The sequence below is a fragment of the Bacillus sp. CPT56D-587-MTF genome (assembly GCF_058792335.1).
This window is the reverse complement of record NZ_JBYTEF010000002.1, coordinates 99,001-125,085: the sequence shown is the minus strand read 5'-3', so window position 1 is coordinate 125,085 and position 26,085 is coordinate 99,001. Positions and strand designations below refer to the sequence as shown.

General features: G+C 35.0%; 13 protein-coding genes, 1 tRNA gene and 13 pseudogenes. 7 read left to right on the top strand and 20 right to left on the bottom strand.

The window, feature by feature from the left end; genetic code table 11:
* Nucleotides 1-656 precede the first annotated feature (656 nt).
* The 5 genes and pseudogenes from AC3WVZ_RS29895 to tnpC form a co-directional block, all read right to left on the bottom strand.
* Nucleotides 657-905, bottom strand: a complete 249-nt coding sequence (locus AC3WVZ_RS29895) for a hypothetical protein (RefSeq protein ID WP_078187182.1) — start codon at nt 903-905, stop codon at nt 657-659.
* A gap of 463 nt (nt 906-1,368) precedes the next feature.
* Entirely contained in the window at nt 1,369-1,875 is a 507-nt protein-coding gene (locus AC3WVZ_RS29890; RefSeq protein WP_078187183.1) for an ATP-binding protein, read from the bottom strand.
* A 296-nt stretch (nt 1,876-2,171) separates the two neighbouring features.
* Nucleotides 2,172-3,271, bottom strand: a pseudogene (locus AC3WVZ_RS29885) (RNA-guided endonuclease InsQ/TnpB family protein).
* Nucleotides 3,255-3,875: pseudogene (locus AC3WVZ_RS29880) on the bottom strand (IS607 family transposase). The pseudogenes AC3WVZ_RS29885 and AC3WVZ_RS29880 overlap by 17 nt, the downstream one beginning before the upstream one ends.
* Nucleotides 3,876-4,136: 261 nt before the next feature.
* Nucleotides 4,137-5,540 (bottom strand): IS66 family transposase, encoded by a 1,404-nt coding sequence (gene tnpC, locus AC3WVZ_RS29875; RefSeq protein WP_100910632.1) that lies wholly within the window; start codon nt 5,538-5,540, stop codon nt 4,137-4,139.
* Between the two features lie 541 nt (nt 5,541-6,081).
* Between tnpC and tnpA (AC3WVZ_RS29870) the strand changes: the two genes are divergently transcribed.
* Both tnpA (AC3WVZ_RS29870) and AC3WVZ_RS29865 read left to right on the top strand, forming a co-directional pair.
* Complete coding sequence (gene tnpA, locus AC3WVZ_RS29870; RefSeq protein ID WP_233936834.1) at nt 6,082-6,483, top strand: IS200/IS605 family transposase; 402 nt, start codon at nt 6,082-6,084, stop codon at nt 6,481-6,483.
* A gap of 132 nt (nt 6,484-6,615) precedes the next feature.
* Nucleotides 6,616-7,011 (top strand): annotated as a pseudogene (locus AC3WVZ_RS29865) (RNA-guided endonuclease TnpB family protein); the annotation flags it as partial.
* An 813-nt stretch (nt 7,012-7,824) separates the two neighbouring features.
* On the opposite strand, the gene AC3WVZ_RS29860 reads toward AC3WVZ_RS29865, so the two are convergent.
* The 9 genes and pseudogenes from AC3WVZ_RS29860 to AC3WVZ_RS29820 form a co-directional block, all read right to left on the bottom strand.
* A complete protein-coding gene (locus AC3WVZ_RS29860; protein WP_233936832.1) occupies nt 7,825-9,243 on the bottom strand; it encodes a PTS transporter subunit EIIC in 1,419 nt (472 codons plus the stop codon).
* 13 nt (nt 9,244-9,256) lie between these two features.
* Nucleotides 9,257-10,153, bottom strand: coding sequence for an N-acetylmuramic acid 6-phosphate etherase (murQ, locus tag AC3WVZ_RS29855; protein ID WP_233936830.1), 897 nt, complete (start codon nt 10,151-10,153; stop codon nt 9,257-9,259).
* 180 nt (nt 10,154-10,333) lie between these two features.
* A pseudogene (locus tag AC3WVZ_RS29850) lies at nt 10,334-10,810 on the bottom strand (RNA-guided endonuclease TnpB family protein); the annotation flags it as partial.
* A 1,036-nt stretch (nt 10,811-11,846) separates the two neighbouring features.
* Nucleotides 11,847-12,946: pseudogene (locus AC3WVZ_RS29845) on the bottom strand (RNA-guided endonuclease InsQ/TnpB family protein).
* Nucleotides 12,930-13,136, bottom strand: a pseudogene (locus AC3WVZ_RS29840) (IS607 family transposase); the annotation flags it as partial. The pseudogenes AC3WVZ_RS29840 and AC3WVZ_RS29845, both read right to left, overlap by 17 nt.
* A gap of 504 nt (nt 13,137-13,640) precedes the next feature.
* A complete protein-coding gene (locus tag AC3WVZ_RS29835; protein WP_233936829.1) occupies nt 13,641-14,945 on the bottom strand; it encodes a glycosyltransferase family 2 protein in 1,305 nt (434 codons plus the stop codon).
* Between the two features lie 43 nt (nt 14,946-14,988).
* The gene (locus AC3WVZ_RS29830) at nt 14,989-15,543 is read right to left on the bottom strand and encodes a class F sortase (protein WP_233936828.1); all 555 of its coding nucleotides are present in this window, start codon (nt 15,541-15,543) and stop codon (nt 14,989-14,991) included.
* Between the two features lie 56 nt (nt 15,544-15,599).
* Nucleotides 15,600-15,857 carry a hypothetical protein gene (locus AC3WVZ_RS29825; protein WP_233936827.1) on the bottom strand — a complete coding sequence of 86 codons (258 nt, stop codon included), beginning with the start codon at nt 15,855-15,857 and terminating at the stop codon, nt 15,600-15,602.
* Between the two features lie 238 nt (nt 15,858-16,095).
* A pseudogene (locus tag AC3WVZ_RS29820) lies at nt 16,096-16,363 on the bottom strand (zinc ribbon domain-containing protein); the annotation flags it as partial.
* 520 nt (nt 16,364-16,883) lie between these two features.
* Here AC3WVZ_RS29820 and AC3WVZ_RS29815 point away from each other — a divergent pair.
* The gene (locus AC3WVZ_RS29815; protein WP_233936826.1) at nt 16,884-17,093 is read left to right on the top strand and encodes a hypothetical protein; all 210 of its coding nucleotides are present in this window, start codon (nt 16,884-16,886) and stop codon (nt 17,091-17,093) included.
* 139 nt (nt 17,094-17,232) lie between these two features.
* Here AC3WVZ_RS29815 and AC3WVZ_RS29810 read toward each other — a convergent pair.
* From AC3WVZ_RS29810 to AC3WVZ_RS29795, 4 genes and pseudogenes are all read right to left on the bottom strand, one after another.
* Nucleotides 17,233-17,421 (bottom strand): annotated as a pseudogene (locus tag AC3WVZ_RS29810) (IS4 family transposase); the annotation flags it as partial.
* A 495-nt stretch (nt 17,422-17,916) separates the two neighbouring features.
* Nucleotides 17,917-19,286, bottom strand: a pseudogene (locus tag AC3WVZ_RS29805) (IS1182-like element ISBth7 family transposase); the annotation flags it as partial.
* Nucleotides 19,287-19,483: 197 nt separating this feature from the next.
* Nucleotides 19,484-19,557 (bottom strand) — tRNA-Ile (locus AC3WVZ_RS29800).
* Nucleotides 19,558-20,979: 1,422 nt separating this feature from the next.
* Nucleotides 20,980-21,482 (bottom strand): annotated as a pseudogene (locus AC3WVZ_RS29795) (IS6 family transposase); the annotation flags it as partial.
* 198 nt (nt 21,483-21,680) lie between these two features.
* Here AC3WVZ_RS29795 and AC3WVZ_RS29790 point away from each other — a divergent pair.
* Nucleotides 21,681-22,466 carry a glycosyltransferase family 2 protein gene (locus tag AC3WVZ_RS29790; protein WP_233936825.1) on the top strand — a complete coding sequence of 262 codons (786 nt, stop codon included), beginning with the start codon at nt 21,681-21,683 and terminating at the stop codon, nt 22,464-22,466.
* A gap of 52 nt (nt 22,467-22,518) precedes the next feature.
* Here the strand turns inward: AC3WVZ_RS29790 and AC3WVZ_RS29785 are convergent.
* A pseudogene (locus AC3WVZ_RS29785) lies at nt 22,519-22,683 on the bottom strand (helix-turn-helix domain-containing protein); the annotation flags it as partial.
* 14 nt (nt 22,684-22,697) lie between these two features.
* A pseudogene (tnpA, locus tag AC3WVZ_RS29780) lies at nt 22,698-23,060 on the bottom strand (IS200/IS605 family transposase).
* A 562-nt stretch (nt 23,061-23,622) separates the two neighbouring features.
* Here tnpA (AC3WVZ_RS29780) and AC3WVZ_RS29775 point away from each other — a divergent pair.
* The 3 genes and pseudogenes from AC3WVZ_RS29775 to rfbG all read left to right on the top strand — a co-directional run.
* A pseudogene (locus AC3WVZ_RS29775) lies at nt 23,623-23,929 on the top strand (IS110 family transposase); the annotation flags it as partial.
* A 319-nt stretch (nt 23,930-24,248) separates the two neighbouring features.
* Entirely contained in the window at nt 24,249-25,016 is a 768-nt protein-coding gene (rfbF, locus tag AC3WVZ_RS29770) for a glucose-1-phosphate cytidylyltransferase (protein ID WP_233936824.1), read from the top strand.
* 1 nt (nt 25,017) lies between these two features.
* Complete coding sequence (gene rfbG / locus AC3WVZ_RS29765) at nt 25,018-26,073, top strand: CDP-glucose 4,6-dehydratase (RefSeq protein ID WP_233936822.1); 1,056 nt, start codon at nt 25,018-25,020, stop codon at nt 26,071-26,073.
* Nucleotides 26,074-26,085 lie beyond the last annotated feature (12 nt).

Sequence of the window (26,085 nt, the reverse complement as noted above, 5' to 3'; positions counted from 1 at the left end):
GAGAGCAATCTCTAAAGAATAGTTGCTCTTAAAGTAAATTCTATGCTTGAAAGGCGTTCTTATGAGCAAATAGATGACCATAAATGGAAACCTATACTTAAATATATGCTTGCACCATTAAAAGAGTGTCATTTCTACGATTATGTTGGTGTACAAAATTAACCATATGCGGAAGCATTTTGTTCTCCAAAGAAGTTTTTATATTCCCTCAACACTATAGCTAAAGAATTCGTCCTAAGACAGCCAAACTAACTCCCTTGTTACAAAGGTTATTTTATCGCTATTTATGCTACGCTAATAGGCATATTACTTCCTTTTTGACAGTGTTAGCTGTATTTATAATCTCTATGCGATTTATAGAACAGATTCGTTCAAACAATCCCACATGTATTACACATTCCCATAACTACTACATGCTTTTATGGCTAGAAACCATCTCTATTTTCACAAGTTGTTTTTGGGTTTAAACAACATAAAAAACCTATACTAAAAATGACTGAACAAGAAATACGATAACTTCTTATTTTCAGCCCCATAACTTAACCCGTAATAACAATATATCCGTTTCTCTCCACAACATCGCCATCTCTAGGATGCTGATATATTGTAGTGTCTATCCATTGCATATGAATTACCTATGTGATTTATAATAACCGTTACGCTTTATGCATCTGATCTTCCAATTCAGAAATTTGTTTATCATGCTGTTGATATTTCTTTTCCAAGTATCTTGTATCTTTTCTCATCCTTACCACTTGTTGCTTCACAATTGTAGTGTCTTCACGTAATGAGGCAACCTCAGTCTTTACTACATTTAAATGATTCTCTAATCCATCTAAACGTTTGTTCAAGCCATCAAATCCTTCTTGCATTACCTTCATTAACATATCTAATTTCTCATCCACCACAATTCCCTCCTTATGCAATCATCTTGATTACCCCTCATTGTAGCATGTTTCATTCCAAAATAACTAGGAGGAAATATTCTATTCAAGATTCCTTTTCAAATGAAAGAGCGCTCCTCAAAATAAGTGCTCGTTCGCAAACAATATCGATATTCCTATTTACAGCGACTCTACAGCAGTCTATACTTTTTCCATTCACGTTATATCAAAATTTTTTCTATTTAAACATCATAAATATCCGCCACTCTATTAAATGGTATACAAGTAATGCATATGGTCAAAAAGTACAAATGACTTTCCGTTTTTTCAACTGAACCATTCAACATCTATTAGTACTTTTTATAGAAAATAAAATAGCCGGTAAGATAATATAACCGGTTACCATCGCTAAAATAACAAATGAAAAAACACAAAAATAACAGATACAAAAAATTATTATGTGGATAGACGGTATTATTCAACCTCAGAGCATTTCTAAAAGCCTAATGGCATATACGACTTCACCAATAGAAAAATTTGTCGTATCAATAATTTGTATTTTTTCAATATGTAATATCTCGTCATTTACATGCAGCCATTTTTTTCGTTGAATTGGATTTTGACCTTTATTATCATTATTAATTCTATTAATAATAGTTTCTTCGTTCGCTTGAAGACCATATATCTTATACTCAAACTTTGTTTTATCGCTAACAAAATCTATGATATGTTTGTACATGCCCTCTGGTATTAATACACCAGTAATTATCAATAATTGATATTTATGATTATGAAAATTATTAATACACGCCTTAAGATTCTTACCCACTAATTCATAAAAATCATCATCTATCTTAAATGGTTGAATGCTGCCAAGTTTATCTGTGTCTATTAAGGCGGAGTTATTAGGACAAAAATGAATTAATTTTTGTCCTGTTTCAGTTTTTCCAACACCAGGAGCACCAGTGATAAAGACTAGTTTAGTTTTCATGTTTCCCCTCAACCTACTTATATTATATTCTTCTGGATAGCACAGCTGTATATTTTGTTTTCCTACCAGTCAATATACAAATTCCAGCATCTTCGTTTGCTAAAAATCCTAAAATTTTACCCTTACACATTTTTTTGTCAAACAGCTGAGGTAATCCCGTCGCCAAAACCTTATAAAAGTCTATAAAGTTTGTTTATTTCCCTGTTCTACGAGTCCAGTTTTGCCAAAGCTACTTTCTCCGAGGGCGTAAATTCGTATACAACGAATCCTACATATCAGCAGTAACTTTTTAGGTGTTAGCTTGCTAATTCATATCGCGACAAATTCATAGAAGCGTTTAAATCCCTATCGATTTCATGACTACAATTGCATTTATATATTCGGTCAGAAAGTTTTAGTTCTTTTTTGATGTTTCCGCAATTTGAACACATTTTTGAAGAGGGGTACCATGTATCAGCTTCTACAAATTCAATACCATATTTTTCACATTTATATTGTATTTGTCTTTTGAACTCATATAAACATTGCTTCGCAATAGCTTTAGACAAGTGTTTATTCTTCATCCTACCTTTGATATTCAAAGTTTCCATCACAATACGAAATGGCTTGGTTTTCACCATTTCGCTCGTTGATTGATGAAGATGATTATTTCTGATATTTGATAATCTTCTATGTAGTTGTCGTATCTCTTGCTCGTTTTGACAAAACGGTTTCCCTCCTTATTCCTTTCATATTTGCGAGAAACTTGACGTTGCAACCTACGAAGGCGTTTCTCTGCCTGTCTTACTACCTTTGTTCTGTTGATATTTTTCTTTTTCTGACCATCAGAACAATATGCTAATTCTTTGATTCCAATATCTATTCCTAATAAAACATCCGTTAGCTTCTCTTTTTCAAACTCCTGTTCCATACCTACAGACAAATACCAATATTTACGATCAAAGCTAACTCTTGGATTCGAGTATGTAACATCTAAAGGTAGCTTTTCGGATATTTTCATCCAACCAACTTTCTCAATCAAGACTTGTTTTTTCTTTATTTTCAACTTGATATTGTCGTTATAGAAAGATGGTTTTGATTTCCTTCTGCTTTTGAATCGTGGTTTATCAGCCAGTCCCTTGAAGAATCGCTTATATGCTTCACAAGCATCTTTAATCGCTTGCTTTGTCATGTTATTGGATACTTCGTATAGCCATGCATATTCTTCTACTTGTTTCAGAACTGTTCATTCTTTACGAAGGATGCCGTCAGATAGAAATTTACCACCGTGCTTGTGATTTTCTTCTTGTTTACCTCATGTCCAATTATAAGCCCATCGGGCTGTTCCAGCGGATTTCCAAAATTGATGTTCTTGTTCTTTATTCGGCTTGATTCTCACTTTATTCGCAAGTATCATTTTCCATCAACTCCTTACTCATCTTCTTAGCTTTATTCGCCCTTTTCCCTTGCAGACGGCAACTACATACTGTGATAATCTGAATGAAATCTTCAACTCATTCTTGCTCCTCAGTTTTCTCTGTGTGATCTATGATTTCAATAGTTGTACCCTACTTATCGCATAGATTTTCGATTCGTTCATATCCAAATCTAATCAATCTATCTTTGTATAGAATGACTATCTTTTCAACTTCTGAGTTTGTAATCATATCGACTAGTTGATTTAATCCTTTTTTATTGTAGTTAATCCCACTACCTATATCTGTGATGATTTCAAATGGATAACCTTTGGCAAACATATAGGTTTTCACATTTTCAATTTGTCTTTCTAAATCATCTTTCTGCTTATGGGAACTAACTCTACAATAGCCTATCACCTTTTTAGTTATTTCTTCTTTATTGCGAATCCCTAGAAAATGATTAAGTTGTTCCTGCGAATAATAGCGAGTGCCACCAACAGAAACATGATGTGGCTTGAATTTATTATTTTTATCCCCATTCCTAAGAGTTTGTTCCGTCCTACCTATCTTTTCTGCAAAATCACCAATTGAATATAGTTTCATGTTTCTCACCTCACGAAACTATCTTACTATATCAATATTTTTTATCTATAAATATTTTATCGTTACTTATAGATTTTTATAAATATAAACTGACTGTTGTTACTCTCCTTTTAAGAGTATTATGAAGAGTAAAATAGATTTTTTGTAACTACTCAGCTTCTTCAAATAAAAAAACAGGCCAAATACATGTTTCCGATTCGAAAACATGAAAAGAAAATACTCCAATCAGAGAAAGAATCTATGCCAAATAGAGAAATTCTCTTATGAAGTCGTGTTATTCCAAGGAACCGTTCTAGTTTCTATGACTTGGTTTATCGCTTGTAAGACCGATTGTTTTTGTTTTTTCATGGTACTCATAAAGCTTCGTATCTGACAAAAAGATTCTGCGCCTTTCTTACTTCGGAAAGTCCCAGACACTTTCTGTTTTACTTTCGTCATCCGAATATCCCGTTCTGCTTGATTGTTATCAAATGGAATGGCTGGATGTTCTAAAAACGCTAGAATTCTGTCAGAATACTTGACGAAGCGATTCCATAAATTTTGAGAAGGCGTCTGCTTTCCTTTCTTCTTTTGTTTCGTGGAAAGAATCTGTTGTTCTTTCAATATGGATTGATACATAATAAACAGATTCTTTTGCGTCGCTTTTGGCATGGTACCTTCGGATTGCTTTTTCATCGTCAACGCTTGCGTTAGAAATTTCTGCATCTGTTGTGCCCATTGTTCTCCAGTACTATCTATAATTCCTTGTAAATCTCGTAAGAGATGGGCATTACATAAAACGTGACGACAATCTGTATACGCATCATACGATTTCCAACCATCATGCATCGCAATTCCAGAAAAAGATGGCAAGATTTCTCCAGCATCCATTGCTTCTTTTCCACGTTTTTGATGAATATGTTGCAATGTCACCTCCGGTGTACTGGCAGTATGTAACCATTGTGTTTTGTTTTCTACACGCATACCAGTTTCATCAAAATGGACAACAGGAGACTGCAGAATCTTTTCCTTTACTTCTTTTATGAATGGCTGCAATTGAGAAGCGAAAGCCTGTGTATGATTTACCAGGGTTCCTTCGCTTATAGAATGTCCAAAACAATCCTGAAAGAATTCTTTTGTTCGCTTCAAAGAAATGCATTGATAATGCGTTAAATAGGGAATCAGTCTTTTTATATTTGGACCATATTGAACAGGACGAGATACTGTCGAAGGAAATTGGGCTTCTTGGATAGAATGGCAATGTGGGCATTCTTTCTGTTCTACTTTATGTTCTGTCACTTCGATCTGAATAGGTGGTAAGTCATACACTTGGCGAATGCGATACCCTTTTACAGGCTCGTGGTTCAAGGAAGTATGACAACAAGTACAATATGTAGGAGAATGTGTAATCGTATGATCTGGAGTCGCTGTCAAACCAAGAGTATGTCCCTTGTGGCCCAACTGGCCACCCGTTTGACGATGAGACGGTTTGCGCAAACTTTTTGTAACGGGCTTACCCAAACCATCTGTAGAAGGTGGCTTATGACTATTTTTGGAGTTTTTTTTTGAAGCATTTTCTAGTTCTTGTATACGTTTTTCTAACTTAGAAAATGTTTCTTCAAATAAAGAAATAACAGCTTCAGGTCCTTTTTTATATGTATCTAAAATAATTTTTCGATCGACCATAAGATTCACCTCCCCTGTTTGATATACTCAGTATTTACAAATGGGAGGCATATGAAACTAGTAAAATTTAAAAAAGACACCGAAAGGTGGCTGAGTAGTTACGATTTTTTCTTTAAGATGTTAGGTAGCTATTAAACAATACATGTTTGAAATGTAATTTAACATACAGAAATAGTAATGATAACTTTAAATTAGGGATTTGTTAAGAGTCACATTCCATTGAAAATCAAAATGATATATGTATACTAGGATTCCTTGTAACTTAAAATGGCGAAAAATAGTCCTAACGTTCTTGCTCAACTGCACAATAAAATCTCTCAAAGTAAAGCTTATTTCCCTTTGAACTTCCCCAGTATACGAGCCGAATCGTTTCACTTTTGCGCTCTCCTCGCCTTTCGGCATGGGATGAAAGTGAGGTTGGATACGAAGTGCTACTAAAAACCGTAAGGTTTGTGGCACTCTAAGTATCCAAAATATTGGTATCTTTTATGTTTTTATCTTTTTTGTTGTAGTTTTGTAATCTAACAGATACAATGTAAACATGATGAATGATTATAGAAAAACCAAAACAACCGTGTCATTACTTAACTATCATTTTGTATTTTGCCCAAGATACAGAAGAAAGATTTTTCTTCATACAAAAGTAGAAGAACGTTTCAAAGAGTTGGTTCAAGAAATATGCGGAGAATTGGATATTTCTATTGTTGCAATGGAATGCGACAAAGACCACGTTCACTTGTTCTTACATACACCTCCAACACGTAGTCCTGCTGATACAATGGCAAAAATCAAAGGAGTGACATCAAAACGTTTGAGAGAAGAGTTTCCTCATCTTCAACACTTGTCGAGCCTATGGACGCGTTCTTATTTTGTTTCTACTGCTGGAAATGTATCAAGTGAGATAATACAACAGTATGTTGAAAATCAAAAAACGAGGGGGTGAAACTTGTACCACAAACCATCACAGTTAAAGTTACATTGCTTCCAACAAAACAACAAATCATGCTATTGGAACAAAAAGTAGCCACGAGTATATAAAAGTCATGAATGCCCTTGTATCTGAAATGGTTGAAGCAAAGAAAAAAGATGGATGCAAGACCAAGACCGCAAAGTAAGTCGTGAAATCGTCGATTTTGCAACGGATCATACTATTTCTGTCATTCGATTAGAGTAATTAACAAACATCAGACAGACGGCACGAACAAGCCGTAAAAACGAAAAAAATCTACATACTTGGTCATTCCATCGTTTCGCACAATTTATCGCGTACAAAGCGACATTAGTTGGCATAAAGGTCGAATATGTGAACCCTTCTTATACAAGTCAAACATGTCCGAAATGTTCTGAAAAGAACAAGGCACAAGATAGAAAATATAAGTGTCCATGCGGATTTGAGAAATACCGCGATATCGTTGGGGCGATGAATATTCGCTACGCAACTGTGGTTGGCGGTAATAGTCAATCAGCCTAAGAATCTATATGGTCTGTCTTAGGAGGGGTGATGACACACCCTCATCTTGAAGGCTGTTCAAAACAGAAATGGACTGCGAACGTTTCGTCATTCAGGAATCCCATCCGTTACACCGTAAGGTGTAGGACTTGAGGCTTTAACCGTGGGAGTGTCAAAATGTAAAGTTTCTCTTAAATATAAAAGAAATAAGAAGAATCATCGTTTCGTCAAAACAAGCAACATGATACCACTTGAAAAGCAGATACAACACTTACAATCGCGAAAATCAGACCTTGTGGAATTGTACTGGGAATGATGAGTAAATATTTATCCAAAACCATTGCACAACAAAAATTATATAAATTCAAAATAAAAATACAGTATACGTGTGCAAAATGTAGAATCAAATATATCAAAGTTGATACGTGGTTTCCTTAGTATAAGATATGTTCAAATTACGGTGCAGTCAGAAAAATTTGCTTTTATCCGAACGGATATATACTGGAAGGGTCGCCATGAAATAGCCAGAGAAATCCACACACCTTTCAATTGGTTGAATTATCGCTAACCTAGAATGCGCGTTCTAAATTTATGCCCCAGGAGTGTGATATCAAACGAAAGTAGCTTTAACAAACGAGGGTCCAGCTCGGAAAATACGGAAACAATACATAATAATCTATAATTTAAGCTGCAAAGTTCGCAGTCATCTCAAAAAGAATTATCTTACTTTAGACCATAATAGAGAATTGAATTCTGTACGGAACAGAATTCAATTCTTTTCATATTGATTGTCACATTTATTATTTCAAATATAGTAGCTTTAAGTAGTAATTTTTATGCCTTACGTATTTCTTTGGGAATACCAAAAAAATAAGTTAGGATGAAACCAGCTAGATACCCGGTAAATAATCCAGTGATATATTTTAACCATTCTCCGTTTGCGATTAAAGGAATTAAAGCTATACCAGATGGTCCAATTGCAATGGCTCCCACGGGTTGTAATAGACCTATGACTGCCCCGCCAATACCACCACCAATACAAGCCGTAATAAAAGGCCGGCCTAATGGCAATGTGACACCATAAATAAGTGGCTCGCCAATCCCAAGGATACCGACAGGAAGCGCGCTTTTTATTACAGTTGTCAATTCTGAATTCTTATTACAACGGACCCATAAAGCAATGGCTGCTCCAATTTGTCCTGCTCCTGCCATTGCAAGCATAGGAAGTAATTGTGTTGTACCTGATGAATGAATCATTTCAATATGAATTGGTATTAACACCTGATGTAAACCCAACATAACAAGTGGTAAAAATGACATTCCGAGTACCATTCCTGAAAGGATACTACCATGTTTTAATATCCAGTCGATACCCCACATTAATTTATCTGATAAAAAACCAGCGAATGGCATAATCAAAAAAATTGTAATTAATCCCACCATTAACAATACAATTGTGGGCGTAACAATAATATCTAGTGCATCTGGAATCCATTTGTGTAACTGTTTTTCAAAAACTGATAATATCCAAACAGCCAATAAAACACCTAAAACCCCACCTTGCCCCGGTAATAATGGCTCACCATTAAATATATTGTTTATTGGAGAATTGGATGGCATTCCTGTTAAAAGAGTTACGCCCCCCATAATTCCACCGAAAGCTGGTGTTGCTCCGAATTCTTTAGCTGCGTTAATTCCAACATAAATAACCAAATAACTAAATAAGGCATTTGTAATAATATTCATAATAGTGATATACGGTTGCCATGTAGCGTAGTTTAATGTCCCGATAGTAATATTATTTTGTACAATAGATGTAATACCAGAAACTAAACCCGCTCCGACAAAGGCCGGTATTAAAGTAATAAATATATTTCCAATTTTTTTGAGTAACGATTTAAAAGGTGTATTATTTTTTTTCGCTTGTTCCGCTTTGATATGAGCACCTTTTATTTGTAAATCTTCCGTAAAAGACGAGGATGGATTAAGAGACACGTTTGCTTCTTGTGTATTCATAATATGGAATTGTTTTGCCACTTTTGTAACTACACCTGGCCCCAAAATAATTTGATATGTGTCATCATCCACAACTCCAAGGACTCCCTCTATTTGTTGGATAGCATCTTCATTTATTTGATTGCGATTTACTGCCGTTATTCGGAGGCGAGTCATACAATGTGTATAAGATAATATATTATCTTTTCCACCCATCGCCTCTAATATTTTCGAAGCTATATTTTGGTATTTATCCATATTAAATTCCTCACTATTTTGCAGGTTTAATTGCTTGACGAATAAATCCTTGTGTTTCTTGTAGGCGTTGCATAGCCTTTTCTTTTGAAAAACCTGTTAGAATCATTACAATTGCTGTTTTTGGTTTATTATCAGCTTGTGTTAAATATAATGCTGCTGTTTTATAATCACAATCCGTAGCGTCCATTATTATATGTTTTGCGCGTTCTGCTAGTTTCTCGTTTGTTAACTGTACATCCACCATTAAATTTCCGTATGTTTTTCCTAACCCGACCATAGATGCTGTTGAAAGCATATTACAAATTAACTTTTGAGCTGTCCCCGCTTTTAATCGAGTAGATCCAGTTAGTACTTCAGGTCCATTATTAATTTCAATTGCAATATTTGCTTTTTCTCCAATTATAGATCCTTTATTACAGCTTATCGCTACTGTTTGAGCACCAATAGAGTTTGCATATTCTAAAGCACCAATTACATAAGGGGTCCGCCCACTCGCAGCAATTCCAACTACAACATCTATATTTTTCAGATAAATGTCTTTCAAATCTTGTATTCCTAATTCTTTACGGTCTTCTGCACCTTCTACTGCTTGGATAAAAGCTTTTTCACCACCAGCAATTAACCCCACTATTTCTTTTAGATTTGTTCCAAACGTTGGTGGACATTCTACAGCATCTAATAAACCAATCCGTCCGCTTGTTCCAGCCCCAATATAAACTAAGCGCCCGCCCTGTTTTTTTGCTGATATAATCGCTTCAACAGCTTTTGCAATTTGTGGAATCTCCAATTTTACGCTGTTAGCTACTTTTGCATCTTCTTCATTCATTGTAGTTAAAATTTCCATGATTGACATCTCGTCTAAATTCATAGTTTTATTATTACGAATTTCTGTCGTTAAATTTTCTAACATCTATATCACCTTTTCATATAATTAATTGACACTCCCACGGCTAAAGCCGCAAGTCCTATACCTTGCGGTGTAACGGATGGGATTCCTGAATGACGAAACGTTCGCAGTCCATTTCTGTTTTGAACAGCCTTCAAGATGAAGGTGTGTCATCACCCCTCCTAAGACAGACCATATAGGTTCTTAGGTTGATTGACTGTTACCGCCAACCACAGTTGCGTAGCGAATATTCATCGCTCCAACGATATCGCGGTATTTCTCAAATCCGCATGGACACTTATATTTTCTATCTTGTGCCTTGTTCTTCTTCGTGCATTTGGGACATGTTTGACTTGTATAGGCAGGATTCACATATTCAACCTATATACCAACTACTTTCACTTTGTACTCGATAAATTGTACTAGGCAAAAGAATGACCAAGTGTGTAGATTCTTTTCGTTTTTACGGCTTGGTCTTGCCGTCTGTCTGATGTTCGTTAGTTGTTCTAACTGAATGACAGAAATTGTATGATTCGTTGCGAAATCGACGACTTCATGACTTACTTTATAGTCTTGGTCTTGCATCCACCTGTATTCTTTATCATCAAATTGTCGAAGGGCCTTTCGTTTCTTAGCTTTTTCTACCTTCTTACGAACACTACGAAACTTACGTTTCCTGTATGTGCTTCAATAAGTCGCAATTGGTCGGTTAATACGGCACGAACTTTTAAACGTGTTGACTTCTTATGGTTTTTAGTAGCACCCTGTATCCAACCTCTCTTTCATCCCATGCCTAAAGGGCATCGGCTTTCTCGTTCGGGAGGGCTGTAATAAAAAAGTCCTCATAAAGAAACCAATTCAGTCTACATTTACAGAATAAGCTGGATTTCAAACAGATACAAAAATTGAATTTACATCAAGCACCCCAAATAACAGAAAATTCAAAGGTCTTTAGCATATTACCAAAATTCGTGAGACACATGCTCAATTATTAAAATAACCGAAAAAAGGTTTTATTATGTATAAAAATGAAGACGAAGTAGATAATGGAGTATTTATCGGTTAAAGATAGTATTTTAACGATCCAAAAGAAACAAAGGAATTTCAGTTGACAGGCTATATTCGATATATACGACGCGAACAACGGATAGGAATATTGTGATGGAACCATCAAAAGGGGCATTTACTTTATGTGAATTTTAAAAAGAAGCTGTTTTTTGATATGTAATAGAGTTAGGTGCTTTTTTATGCACAGAAAAGTTGATATTTCTGTACATTTTATTTTTAAGTAATGAAATAGATATTTTTTAGTAACTATCTATATTTACCAAGCTATAAAGTAGTCTCTATCTTATTTCTGTCCTCAAACATTTTAGCTACGATAGTAAGAGATCTATTTTTTTCTTCGGTTAAATCTCGATAATAACGATTAGGATATTTTTGAAAGGCCTGTAATCGTATATCTCAATACGCTTTGACATCTGCTGACGTCAGGTATCTGAACGTTAATTCGTTAAATGGGCCTATTTGTTTTTTATGGGTCTGAATGAAACATACTTATAACCGTTGCCATAAACTTATAAAAATCTATAAATCATGTTTATTTCCCTGTTCTATGTGTCCAATTTTGACGAAGCTACTTTTGTTTGATATGACACTCCGAGGGCGTAAATTCGTATACAACGAATCCTACATATCAGCAGTAACTTTTTAGGTGTTAGCTTGCTAATTCATATCGCGACAAATTCATAGAAGCGTTTAAATCCCTATCGATTTCATGACTACAATTGCATTTATATATTCGGTCAGAAAGTTTTAGTTCTTTTTTGATGTTTCCGCAATTTGAACACATTTTTGAAGAGGGGTACCATGTATCAGCTTCTACAAATTCAATACCATATTTTTCACATTTATATTGTATTTGTCTTTTGAACTCATATAAACATTGCTTCGCAATAGCTTTAGACAAGTGTTTATTCTTCATCCTACCTTTGATATTCAAAGTTTCCATCACAATACGAAATGGCTTGGTTTTCACCATTTCGCTCGTTGATTGATGAAGATGATTATTTCTGATATTTGATAATCTTCTATGTAGTTGTCGTATCTCTTGCTCGTTTTGACAAAACGGTTTCCCTCCTTATTCCTTTCATATTTGCGAGAAACTTGACGTTGCAACCTACGAAGGCGTTTCTCTGCCTGTCTTACTACCTTTGTTCTGTTGATATTTTTCTTTTTCTGACCATCAGAACAATATGCTAATTCTTTGATTCCAATATCTATTCCTAATAAAACATCCGTTAGCTTCTCTTTTTCAAACTCCTGTTCCATACCTACAGACAAATACCAATATTTACGATCAAAGCTAACTCTTGGATTCGAGTATGTAACATCTAAAGGTAGCTTTTCGGATATTTTCATCCAACCAACTTTCTCAATCAAGACTTGTTTTTTCTTTATTTTCAACTTGATATTGTCGTTATAGAAAGATGGTTTTGATTTCCTTCTGCTTTTGAATCGTGGTTTATCAGCCAGTCCCTTGAAGAATCGCTTATATGCTTCACAAGCATCTTTAATCGCTTGCTTTGTCATGTTATTGGATACTTCGTATAGCCATGCATATCCTTCTGTTTGTTTCAGAACTGTTCATTCTTTACGAAGAATGCCGTCAGATAGAAATTTACCACCGTGCTTGTGATTTTCTTCTTGTTTACCTACTGTCCAATTATAAGCCCATCGGGCTGTTCCAGCGGATTTCCAAAGTTGATGTTCTTGTTCTTTATTCGGCTTGATTCTCACTTTATTCGCAAGTATCATTTTCCATCAACTCCTTACTCATCTTCTTAGCTTTATTCGCCCTTTTCCCTTGCAGACGGCAACTACATACTGTGATGATCTGAATGAAATCTTCAACTCATTCTTGCTCCTCAGTTTTCTCTGTATTATCTATGATTTCAATAGTTGTACCATACTTATCGCATAGATTTTCGATTCGTTCATATGAATATAGTTTCATGTTTCTCACCTCACGAAACTATTTTATCACATCAATATTTTTTATCTATAAATATTCTATCGTTACTTATAGATTTTTATAAATATAAACTAACTGTTGTTACCCTCCTAAATTAATGATTGTGTGGCGTTGTAAATAAGTAATACAAAAAATGCAATGAAGAACATGTTGTCTAAAAACAACATTTAAACATAATATAAAAATATTACGTTAAAATGTTAAAGCATTGGCAAGAAAAATACTCCTCCCAAGCTTGTAAAATTCATCTCCCAGCGGTAAGTGGGAAATGAATTGTGTAATTTAGTATTCTCGCCAAAGTTTTGATAAACAAGCTACATGAGATTCTTAAGTAACTTGATATAAGAAGGCGACAGAAAGAAATAACGTCCGAAAACCTAGCCATTCGGTTCTTGCCTAAAATAGCAACCGTACTAAGAGAGACAGACAAAAAGTTCCTTGCATCGCGGAACTGAAAATTAGTTTGTACAAAACATTCTATTCTTTTATATGATTTTCTTCTATTCTTTCCGTTTTCAACCAGTCTTTTTTTCTTATCAATTGACGCCAACAAGCTAACCACACACTTGGAATTACTAGTAAATTATACAGTGGCATACTTACTCCTGCTAAAGCACATTGCCCAAAAGTACAGCTGTTCGCTACTTCCTTCTTAGTGACTTGATAATAACGAATCCCCCAAAATAACCCAGGTCCGAAAACTAAAAACCCCCAAAGACAAAGAGCTGATACATTCCATATCCATTGTTTGGATTCAATAAAAAATTGAAAATCATATGAATACAGAAACACCCCTATCAATCCCCATGATAAGACCATAATCAAACTACCTATTAAACTTGTCCACGGCTGTAATAAAAAATACAAAATATCAATTTTTGCGAGAAAAGGTATTTTTGCTTGTGAAACTTCTCTTAATCGACGAAGACATTGCATATTCCCTTGTGCCCAGCGGCTTCGTTGTCTAATGTAGCGAGTGATTGATGTAACACCTTGCTGATACATTATACTATTAGATAGATGACGGATTTTCCATCCACAAATTAATAAGGATAGACCAAAATCAAAATCCTCTAACAAACAACTTGACCAAGGATTTTCCCCTAATTCTTGCATGGCGCTCAATCGAGAAAACTGTCCATTTCCCCCTAACCCAACACTCTGTAAATATTCACGACTATTTTGAATCGCTGCCACACTAGAATAAAACTCCACATCTTGCATAAAAGATAACCAACTTTTTCGGTTAGTCATACGAATATTCGTTTGTGCAGCCCCAACCGTTAAATCTGCAAAAGCATGTTGTGCCTCTTGTAAAATATTATTACTTGGCCGACCATCTCCATCTACAATCGTCAAGATAACTTGGTGAGGATCAATAGATAGACGATTTACCGCTTTGCAAATTTTTTGAAATGCATCATTTAACGCATCTCCTTTACCAAGGCGTGCTTGTGGATACTTTCTCTGATACACTCGGACTCTACTATCATTCATCTGTCGGACGACCTGTACCGTATCATCATCTGAAGCATCATCAATTACAACGACCAGCAAACGATGATAATCTAATTGTAATAAAGATTCTACTGTTTTCTGAATTACTTTCGCTTCATTTAAACAGGGTATACAAAAAATAAAGTACGGTTTTTCTTTCTCTAAAGGAATCTTCCTATCTCTGGAATTATATCTAGGTAGAAGTGAAATAAATGTGATATACATGTAATACAAAAATACAAGTGGAACAGATATTATTCCACAAACCCATAAAGCATTTCCCACTCTTAGCCCCCCCTTTTTACTCAATTATCTATATGAAAAAATCTTATACCAATTGCAATATAACAATTACACGACTCTGATATCCTCCCTTCTCTCGAATAAATTCACCTGTACAGGTAATAAGAGTAACACGTGATTCCCCTTGTATATTCATAACCGCTTCAGGGACCTCATTCATCGGATATACATTTTTTTCCACAACCTGAAATGCGCGAATTTCTTTATCGTCATATTGAATAAGAACTGTTTCGTTTTTTTGAATTGTTTCTAAATATTGAAAATCCCCTAATTCACCTTTCCAATCTCGATGCCCCGCAATTAAAGAATTTCCTGAATTGCCAGGAATCGCACTGTTCCGATACCACGAGGCCGTTTCTAAACCATCCTTCACAACCATTCTCCCATCTTTGTCTAATCCTACTGGAAGAATATTAACCGTGCCTTGTGTTCGTTGAAAAGTGAGTTTCACAGGTACGGAACTAATATTCATTGATGATTCTTGCTCTTTTACATTTTGTGCATTTGGTACAATAGGCTTAACCAAAATCGTCTGTTGAACCGTTGCATCAGCTATACCAAGTAAACTCTTTTGTTGCACGTAATATCCTCCCCCCAATATCAGCAAACAAGTAAGGACAAACACTATTCGTTTTTTCATATCCGTTCTTTTTCTTTGCGCATATTTGAGCAAATTAATCCAGTATACAAAACAAACATCGCTGATTTATCATAAGAATTTACATACTCTCCCCTTATTAATTTAGTTAGGACTTGACGAATAGAAATACGACTTATCTCAAATTGAGTTGTTAAACGATACTGATGAAATACCTTCCATTTTTTATATAAATTATTCATAATACTTAATTTCATAGATTTGTATACTTGTTGCTTTCGAGACTGTTGTTGCATATCTATTCTCCTTTCACGCTATTTTCATTCCTACTATTAAACAATAATTTAGATCGATTATTGCATTCCTAATTAAGCAGCTCATAGGTTATGTGAACTACCCGCCACTTAACGTCCTAACGGATGGTTTGAAGTGGGGGCTTCTCAGTTAGTCGTTACTTTTGATAGCTAACGAATTCGTCCTAAGACAGCCGAGCTAACTCCCTTGTTCCAAGGGTTATTTTATTGCTATCTATCGCTAATAGGCGTATTGCTTCATTTTTGATATTGCTAGCTGCGCGTTAATTTCTATTGAGATTTACACCGCATATACAAGAATAGACTCGCTCAGACAATAACATATGTTTCACATTTCCACAACTGCTATATGTTTTGGTGGAAGGAAACCATTCGTCTATTTTCACAAACTGTTTGCCTTGTTCATTTCGTTTATAAGCTAGGTAAGAAGTGAACATACCCCAAGCATGATCAGCGACGCTTTTTCCAAAATGAAATGCTTGCGGAAGGAGAATTCTTTCGGGAAATTCGTTAAAATTTCCCCATTAAAATTTAAGGACATCTCATTACTTCCTTCAATTCGAACATAGTTTCGTAGTGAATATTCATCATCCCAACGACGTCAATCTAATGCCGGAACAAGCCTCTTGATAAATACACAAAAAAACGATTCAAAATCCAAATACAGGACTTTCAGCAAAAATACATCTAATATAAGCAAACCATTTTACAAAAGTAAATTATACAAGACGGTCGTCAATTACTATAGATAAAAAAAGGGATTTGCATAAAGACTATTTCACTCCATCCCATTCATTCCCTTTTACATAGCGGGTCTTTTACAAATTCTATAAAATTTACTTTTTCGAAAGGTAATTATATGTATATTCATTAATAAGTCATATTCATTACAATGTATATGTTCTAACAGCACTCTTTAAAATTAATTTAGAGAATTTCTGTTATATCATAATTTTCGAAAAAAATACTTGCAATTTCATTGTACGTACAAAAGGAGGGGAGTAAGAAATGAGCAGCAATTTAGGAATAAATCCACTGGTCCCAGCAACAGGATTCGGCCCTGTTATTGGTTTTGCATTAATAGATGGATACCCTATTTTAGCCATTATTTGTGGAATATGTTGTGCCACGATATTCGCAAGCATGATGTATCGATATACAAAAAAAAACACCCATATGGACGTGGAAAGCAACTTTCCTGTAAAGAATGATAGATAATCTCCTCTTTGTGAAAAGTTAATTTGTTATAAAGTTGATGTACACATGCCCATCAACTTAAAGCGAGAACAACCTGAATTTCCCGTTCATCGAATTAAACCATTTCTAAACTAAGCCAAACCTGTATGGGTTTCATTTTTCACATTATGCAGCTCTCTTTTATTTTTTTCAATTCGTTATCTTCATAGAAAACACCCATGATATCAAAGACAGTCTTCTTCTCATATCTGTGCGATTTGGCGTCCATTCTTTTATAAGAGGGATGGCTCAAGCAGATTAAGATTTTTGTTCTTTCGTGGGTGTTTTCCTGTGTAGATTGATACAAAAGAGATGGATAATACCTAGATATAAAAGAATCTACTGCTTTTTTGAAATTAATAGCTTGATACATAATCGAAACACCAGATACTTGGTGTATGCTACTAAATATCAAGTATACTTTTTTTCTAAAAACCCGACCGCTAGCTTTAGAACTGTCAGATTTGCTAAGTCAAAGATAGTCACATTAAGTAATTCATCGATAAAAATATGTATAGAGTATTAGTTTTTGTAATTAAACTGATACACAAAAACACAATACATCATTATAAAAAAAGCGTTTTCTTAGCCCGCAAGTTGGAGAACGTTTCAAAACGTTGGTTCCAGAGGTATGTGACGCACTAAATATTGTTATGTTTGCAATATCAAACTGTTTAGAAATAAAAAAGCGCTCTTATGAGCGCTTTTTTATTCAGAGTGTTGGGAAACCCTTTAGGGTTCCCAACACTCTGGAATCTTTTTTGATTTTAGCGAATAAAAACAACATAAAATAATAGAATTTTAAAAAATAGCCCTCCACCTGACCCTTTTTGGTCAGGTGGAGGGCTATTTTTTTCATGTTTTGACAAGCTGCGGTGAGATAAGCTTGCATTTGGACAGACTTCAGCCCTCGAAACCGGGCATAGCGGTAGCCATGTAGTTCTTTGGCGTCTGCAAAGCTTCGCTCTATAGTGGAACAGCGTACTTTATACAACCTTTTCCCTGTAGCTGTTAGCTTGTTTTTTCTAGCAATATCCTTATATTTCTCCCACACATGATGAGTGATAACTTTTTGTTTTTGTTTCTTTGAAAAGCACACCTCACGTAACGGACAAACAGCGCAGTCTTCTGGATTCGATTTGTATTGACGGTATCCTTCACGATCAGTTGTTACATATTCTAGAATACATCCCATCGGACAAGCGAAAACATTCATTTCTTCTACATATTTAAATTGGCTTTTCGGTACTTCTTTATTCCGTTTTCCAAATCGGCGATACCCCATCACCATAAATATATTCCGTTCTGATAGTTTCTTACAGATATATCCTGTAAAATAGCCAGCATCAAGGGCAACAGCTTCTACTTTGAAGTCGAATTTATCAATCTGAGCTTGGAGGCGTGCTAAATACGGCTCGGAATCTGCCATATTTCCAGCCGTTACATAGGTATCTGTAATAATATTGTACTTCGCATCAGTCGTACGATGATCCAAGAAATGAAAACCATTTGGTTTTCCATCTCTCATTAAAAATCCACTATCTGGATCCGTTGTACTTATACGAGTTTTTTTGGTAGGGGTATCACTTTCCTTTCTAGGTTTTAATTCTTTTTTCCATGTACCTCACGATCTTCGATTACCGCAGCTTCTAGCTCGTCTATATAAAACTTTGCTTTTTCTTTTTTATATTTATGTACAAATTTATTTTTATTGGCATTGGCCTTAATATGTGTAGAATCTGTCATCAGTGCACGTCCTCCTACCATCCGGTGCTCCGTCGCTTGTCTCACAATCTCATCAAAAATTTCTTCGAAAATATTTGTATGAATAAAACGAGTACGACGATTCCAACTGATTGTAGAGTGATCCGGAATAGTATCCGATAGAGAAAACCCTAAAAACCAACGGTAGGCAATATTCGTTTTAATTTCCTTTTCCAATTGACGCTCAGAACGAATACCGTAAAAATATCCAATAAACATCATCTTAAATAAAACAATAGGATGAATGGACGGGCGTCCATTGTTTTCACAGTAATAAGGGCGTAACTTCTCTTCAATAAAATCAAAACTAATTGTCGCTTCAATTGCACGAAGGAAATGATCTTGTGGAACCAACTCTTCTACAGAAACAGATACACGCTCATCACGATGATTTTTTAAAGCACCCATCATAAAAAATCTCTCCTTTTCCTCTTTTTTATCAGTGTTGACACATAAAAAGAGGTTCAGACACAAAAACAGGCTGTGGAGAAGACTTTCTCCACAGCCTGAATAAAAAAGCGCTCTTATGAGCGCTTTTTTATTTGAACCATATCATGACATAACACATGCTGTATTATTTCTACTGAAAATCTATACATACATTTTAATGGACCTTGTAGGACTTGAACCTACGACCGGACGGTTATGAGCCGTCTGCTCTTACCAACTGAGCTAAAGGTCCCTGAGGCAATAGAATATACATATCTTATCATATTAGCGTAAGCCTGACAATCAGAACTAGTCAAAGAAAAAGTACTCTTGCGAGTGTTTTTCTTTGACATGATAACCACATTAACTTTAATCACATCTTGTTTCACAGAAACAACTATATGAATCATTTCCATTTATTTAAAAAAGGCGCTTTGTTACCAAATCCTTTTAATACTTTTCATCACGTTCCCATTTATTCTGCTTCTTATTGAATACTCTATCCTATTCTTTACTATAGAAAATCCACACAGACTGTTTCTAAATTATCTATCACTACTGCAAATCCTAGATAATGTTCTAGTTCTATTCCATGATGAACAGCGAATTACGTCTTCTTACACTTAGCACTATCATTGTATCCATCACTATCTGTTTGAACACGATCACTATGTTTATTAGATTAACATTCATAGTTATCACACTTCTTTACTATTTCCTTTCACCATTCTTTTCCCCTGTTATTTTACATTTGTAAAAGGTCATCTTTAGAATGCTCAGTTTGTCTTTTTCGGTTATATTAAAAGTACCCTAATCTTGTTCCTTATAGCAATAAAGTTATAATGGACCTTTTTCTACTCTTTATATCCACAGCTACTTGTCTACTACAGATGATGTAGCTGTGCTTTTTGTCTACTGCTTTAAAAGTATCTCCACCATTTTAGCTCGAAAAGACATCCACACCTCTCTTAACCTTATATTATCATTCACCTTATTCTGAATAACACTTACTCTCTCTAAATTCCGTGAATCCAGTCACTATCTATTTTCTCCTCCAATATGGATATGCATGTACCGATAATTACGGTTTGTTCTCAGTTGGTTGGTCTCCTGTATTCATTCCTCCTCAACTAAAAAACAATCCTTGTTTCCTGTTACATGTAAATATAGATAATACGTAAATATTCTCTTGTAACCTCGCTGGATTAATGCCAGGATTTCCGCATATTTTCTCTGTTGTTATGATTCAATGCATTTTGGTGTGATTGATTAAACGAGATAGAACTCAACATAAAGTATCACCATTTCCCCTAGATTAATTGATATCATCAATCTAGCAAGGCAACTAAATGATATCAATTAAGATAAAAATTATATATATTTTAATAACATAGGGCTCTGCGAGATCCACGTCGGCTTTATCACAGCATAGCAAATACCAACCCTTGGGCATTGCCCAAATCCACTGAGGAATCCCCCCTCGGCTCCTCACTCTTTAAATGCTCCCTAACCGGTAAGCATCTCCAAAATCCGTCATTTTGAAGAACTATTAAGAGGAGTTGCATCGGCTGCACGTGTCCATTCCGTTATGCATTCCCTTTCTTATGGAAGAAGATCTACTTTATCCATCGAAAATTGAAAAAATGATGAATTATTTTTTATTAAACCATAGTTTTAAAATCGGTTGTACACGTTTCTTAATAAAACAATGATCTTGTTCCACTAGGTTTTGAGATATCTAACTTTCCTTAGCTGCATACCGGCATATGCTTTTCTTCATTCAACGCTCGAATTGCTACAGGATATGCGTGGTTCTTATCTACTATTATCACGCGAGGTTTAGAAACGTACGAAAAAGCAATTGGCTGCTTGTATATTTCTTGACTTACTTAGATAACACCAAATGGTATTCCCTTCTAAATCAACAACATGATATAGATACGTACAGTCTATATCCCTTTTACTTTAATATAAATTTCACCAACTCTCTACGAATCATTTATTGATTTAAGGTGATGTTGTACTTTCTCTTTTCTCTTCTAGTTGAGGTCTATATTGATGAACCCAGAACATAATGGTTGTGTAAGTAATAGGTATCGCTCTTTGCCCAATCATTTTCACCTGGTTACAAAAGCTCAAGTTAGACCGCAGATATCATCTTACTGTTAGTATAATCAGTTCCGGTTAATACTATTTCCACTTGAATCGGTTTTGCTTTTTCATACAAGTCACGCCCTATTTAGATTAGTATGGAAAAGATTTAAAAATTCATCGTAATTTCCGTGGCTTCTTTGCACCAAAACCTACTTATCTAACTCAAATCACGAACGTTTACAAATAAAAATTATATAATAAAATGTATAAACATATTATTTCATGTCGAAAGGAGAAATTCATATTCGTACAACTTTAATCTCACATTTTTATAATGAAGAATATTTGCTTCCTTGGTGGTTAATGCATCATACCAAATTATTCGATCATGGCATTTTAATAAATAGAGGTTCAACGGATCGGTCCGTTGAACTATGTCGTCAATTCGCTCCTAACTGGGAGGTGCTTGATTCGAAGGTTCCAGAATTTGATGCAATATTAGTCGATCAAGAAGTAATGGATATTGAAAAAGAAGTTACAGGTTGGAAAATGACATTAAATACGACTGAATTTTTGTGTTGTCAGGATAAAAATAACTTTTTTTCTTCCCTTGATAACCTAGGAGAAAACATGTATTCCATTCGGTGTATTCCTCTAATCGATGATCCAAATTACAATTATAAAGATCCCATTTATACGAAACCCTTAGTAACACAACGTTATCATGGCCTATTTCCATATGATACTACTAATGAATACATCGGTAGATTTATTCATAATTATGAACATGGCAACTATACAGCTGGAAGGCATTGGTCTCGAAATAAATTTCAGATTTATTTATTTTCTGCCTTCATAATAAAATTTTTTTACAGTCCTTGGACTGAGCCTATGCGAAAAAGAAAATTACAAATAGGACCCACTCTTTCAAAACACAGTATCCAACATGATTTGGGAACCTACCATATAACCTCATCAGAAGAATTAGAAAAAACATACATGCAATGGGCCAAACATACTCAAGACCTACGCTTAATTGACGAATATCAACAACTATTTTCAATCTAAAATTATTAGAATAGTTCTGCTAAAAAGCACTCCATGAGAATAGAAGCTTTTATTTCTTTAGTTGATCCGTATCATCTTTATGTTTTTCATACGCTTCTTTCCGTTCAGCTAACATTCTGTTATACACGAAACGTACACAACCGAAGGTTTTACGCATAAGATGTGCTTGCTCTTCTGTTGGATACAAACGGAATGTATATGCTTTATTCTGCTTTGTCCTATCATTTCACCTCACTTTTCACTTTGATTTTCAATATATGTTTTTACTACGTCTATTGGCGAACTACCAGTAGTTCGCAAGCAAAAACTTCTTGACCAAAACATCTCTTTCCAAAGTTTCTTTTTCACTTGTGGAAAGTCTCTTTTCATAAGTCGAGAACTTGCACTTTTATAAGCATTGATAAATTTTGTCATTTCTGTATTAGGGTGTGCCTTGAACAAAATATGAACGTGGTCTACATCATGATTCCATTCAACTCATGTGATGTTATAGTTTTCAGATAGTCGAACAAACATATCTTTTGCATAGTCTGACATATCATCATCAAACACATTTCTTCTGTATTTTACGACCAACACAAGGTGATAATACAACTAGAATACTGAATGGTTATTACTATCTCATTTCATTTATATACCAACCTTTATAATTTATAAGACGGCTTATATCAGAGGCAAAATAAAAAGGAAAACCTTTTGGTTACGCCAAACCGAAATTCATCTCCCACCTATCGTTGGATTACACCCTTCACACGCTTGAGGAAGGAGAATTCTTTCGGGAAATTCGTTAAGTTTATTTTTATAAGTTTTTTTAAATCCCTTGTATGATAAAGTTAGGTTTTTTAGGAAAGGGATTTACCTATAAACCCGTGGGTATCTAGTTATATGAGATACTTATATTTGTAGATAGAGTGGTACCGGTCAACCCCTTGAATTTTGTATTCGGTTAAAAGATTGATACCTCTGTCCAATAAGTAATTTACAAATGAGTGGGATGTCGATGGCTTTCTTAGCCATTCTTCGTATCTTTTACGAGGTAGTAACACTTATTAGTTCAGAGGAACACAAACACTATCTACTACTTATCAAAATAAGAGTGTAGACGATGTTGTATTTAGGTATTGATATTGTCTAACATAAGCATTATGCATCTATTATGGATTCCAACGGGATTCCTGTAGAAAAACCCTTCCCAGTCTATAATCATAGAAAAGGAGATCGAGCATTATTAACAAAAATATATCAATACATTGACTCCCAAAATGAAATTAAGATTGGAATGGAAGCGACTGGACATTACTGGCTAGCGTTATATTCCTTTTTGTTAGACCATGATTTCTCCGTGATTGTACTGAATCCAATTCAAACGAATGCATGGCGAAAAGGAACAGAGAACAGAGATTAGAAAAAGAAAAACAGATGCCATTGATGCGACAATGATTGCTGATATCATTAGATTTGGTAATATGTCAGCGGCCAGTTGACGTACTTCTAACATCCTTATACTTCATTACAATACCCGTTTAGAATACATGAAAAAAGGATGCAGGTTCATAAGGAATGAACATTTTTAGTTACATAATCGTTAACGTAGGCATATAATGTTATCGTTGATTATTATCCTAGTATGCTATATATACTCTCCTTTTCCTGTAACTAAAATTGACTACTTTTTATTTAGGTTATTCATAAATCTATGATTACCGAATTTATTAATTACTACTATAAAGATTAGAGTAAAAGCATATAAAATTTTTCTTTTTAAACTGGGGGATATTAGATATGAAATCTGTCATTCTTGCCGGTGGGTACGGTACCAGAATTGGGGAAGAAACACATTTAAAACCGAAACCTATGATTGAAATTGGAACAAAACCCATTCTATGGCACATTATGAGTTTGTATAGTCATTACGGGATTACTGAGTTTATTATTTGCTTAGGCTATAAAGGATATGCAATTAAAGAGTTCTTTCTAAATTACAACTTACACATGTCTGATTTCACAATACATTTAAGCGATAATACAATTACTAGCCATTCATACCCTATCGAACCATGGAAAGTTACACTAATCGATACTGGTGTAAATACCGAAACGGGTGGCCGAGTGAAAAAGATTCAAAATTATGTCGGAGACGAACCTTTCTGCCTCACTTATGGTGATGGATTAAGTAATGTAAATATAAAAGAACTTATTACATTCCATAAAAAACATGGAAAATTGGCTACTGTTACTGCCGTACAACCTCCTGGTAGATTTGGTTCTCTCATATTAGATAAACAGTCTGTAACATCTTTTCAAGAAAAACCATTAGGTGATGGCGGATGGGTTAACGGTGGATTTTTCGTTTTAAATCCTGAAGTTTTCAATTACATTAGTGGAGATAAGTCTGTTTTTGAAACAGACACTTTAGTTCAGTTAGTAAACAAAAATGAATTGGCCGCATATCAACATTCTGGTTTTTGGCATCCGATGGATACATTGCGCGATAAAAATAAATTAGTCGAGCTATGGGAAAGTAATAACGCTCCATGGAAGGTTTGGTAATATGCCTTCATCATCTTTTTGGAATAAGAAAAAAGTATTTATTACGGGACATACTGGATTTAAAGGCTCATGGCTCACCCTTTTCTTAACTTCTTTAGGTGCAGAAGTAGTAGGCTTTTCTTCTCATCCCCCATCCATTCCTAACATTTTTGAACAAAGTAACGTAGCAAAAGAGTGCACGACAATGAAAGGCGATATTACAGATTACCATTCTTTATTTCATGCCATGAAGCAGCATAAACCTGACATAATATTCCATTTAGCAGCTCAGCCAATCGTAACCGCTTCATACAAAAATCCTATCGATACATTCAAAACGAATGTTTTAGGTACTGTCCACGTGCTAGAAGCAGCAAAGTCCGTCGAAAGCGTACGTGCCATTATTAATGTGACAAGCGATAAATGTTATGAGAATGACGGTAGTGGCGACCGAGCGTTCGTGGAACATGACCGACTAGGAGGTTTCGACCCTTATAGCGCTAGTAAAGCTTGCGCTGAATTAGTCGCAACATCTTATCACAAATCTTTTTTTCACACGAATACTACTTCGCTTGCTTCTGTAAGAGCAGGTAACGTTATTGGTGGTGGTGATTGGGCAGAAGATCGATTATTCCCTGATATCATTCGGGCATATTTGCACAATCATACTTTGTATATTCGAAACAAATATGCCGTCCGTCCGTGGCAACATGTTTTAGATCCTCTACATGGCTATATCCTTTTAGCTGAGAAACTTTGGAATGATGATAAATATGCAGAAGCGTGGAATTTCGGCCCAATGAATGAACCTAACAGAACCGTTCATGATGTCATTGAATCTGTAATAAAATTATGGAATAACCCACTAACAATCATTTCCTCCTCTACAAATACTCCTTATGAATCACCTGTTTTAACACTCGACAGTACAAAAGCAGTAAATAAACTCGGCTGGACTCCTAAGTTATCAACAGATGATGCTATCGCTTGGACTGTTGATTGGTACAAAAAATATGCATCTGGTGAAAATATAGAATCTTTCACACGACAACAAATCGATGCATTCAAAAATTTATAAGGAGGCTATAAA

What these genes read in the sequence shown, in the direction of transcription:
- AC3WVZ_RS29890 (WP_078187183.1), bottom strand. Translation starts at nt 1,875, where the DNA reads ATGAAAACTAAACTAGTCTTTATCACTGGTGCTCCTGGTGTTGGAAAA.
- tnpC (WP_100910632.1), bottom strand. Translation starts at nt 5,540, where the DNA reads ATGGTCGATCGAAAAATTATTTTAGATACATATAAAAAAGGACCTGAA.
- tnpA (WP_233936834.1), top strand. Translation starts at nt 6,082, where the DNA reads ATGATGAATGATTATAGAAAAACCAAAACAACCGTGTCATTACTTAAC.
- AC3WVZ_RS29860 (WP_233936832.1), bottom strand. Translation starts at nt 9,243, where the DNA reads ATGGATAAATACCAAAATATAGCTTCGAAAATATTAGAGGCGATGGGT.
- murQ (WP_233936830.1), bottom strand. Translation starts at nt 10,153, where the DNA reads ATGTTAGAAAATTTAACGACAGAAATTCGTAATAATAAAACTATGAAT.
- AC3WVZ_RS29825 (WP_233936827.1), bottom strand. Translation starts at nt 15,857, where the DNA reads ATGCAACAACAGTCTCGAAAGCAACAAGTATACAAATCTATGAAATTA.
- AC3WVZ_RS29815 (WP_233936826.1), top strand. Translation starts at nt 16,884, where the DNA reads ATGAGCAGCAATTTAGGAATAAATCCACTGGTCCCAGCAACAGGATTC.
- AC3WVZ_RS29790 (WP_233936825.1), top strand. Translation starts at nt 21,681, where the DNA reads ATGTCGAAAGGAGAAATTCATATTCGTACAACTTTAATCTCACATTTT.
- rfbF (WP_233936824.1), top strand. Translation starts at nt 24,249, where the DNA reads ATGAAATCTGTCATTCTTGCCGGTGGGTACGGTACCAGAATTGGGGAA.
- rfbG (WP_233936822.1), top strand. Translation starts at nt 25,018, where the DNA reads ATGCCTTCATCATCTTTTTGGAATAAGAAAAAAGTATTTATTACGGGA.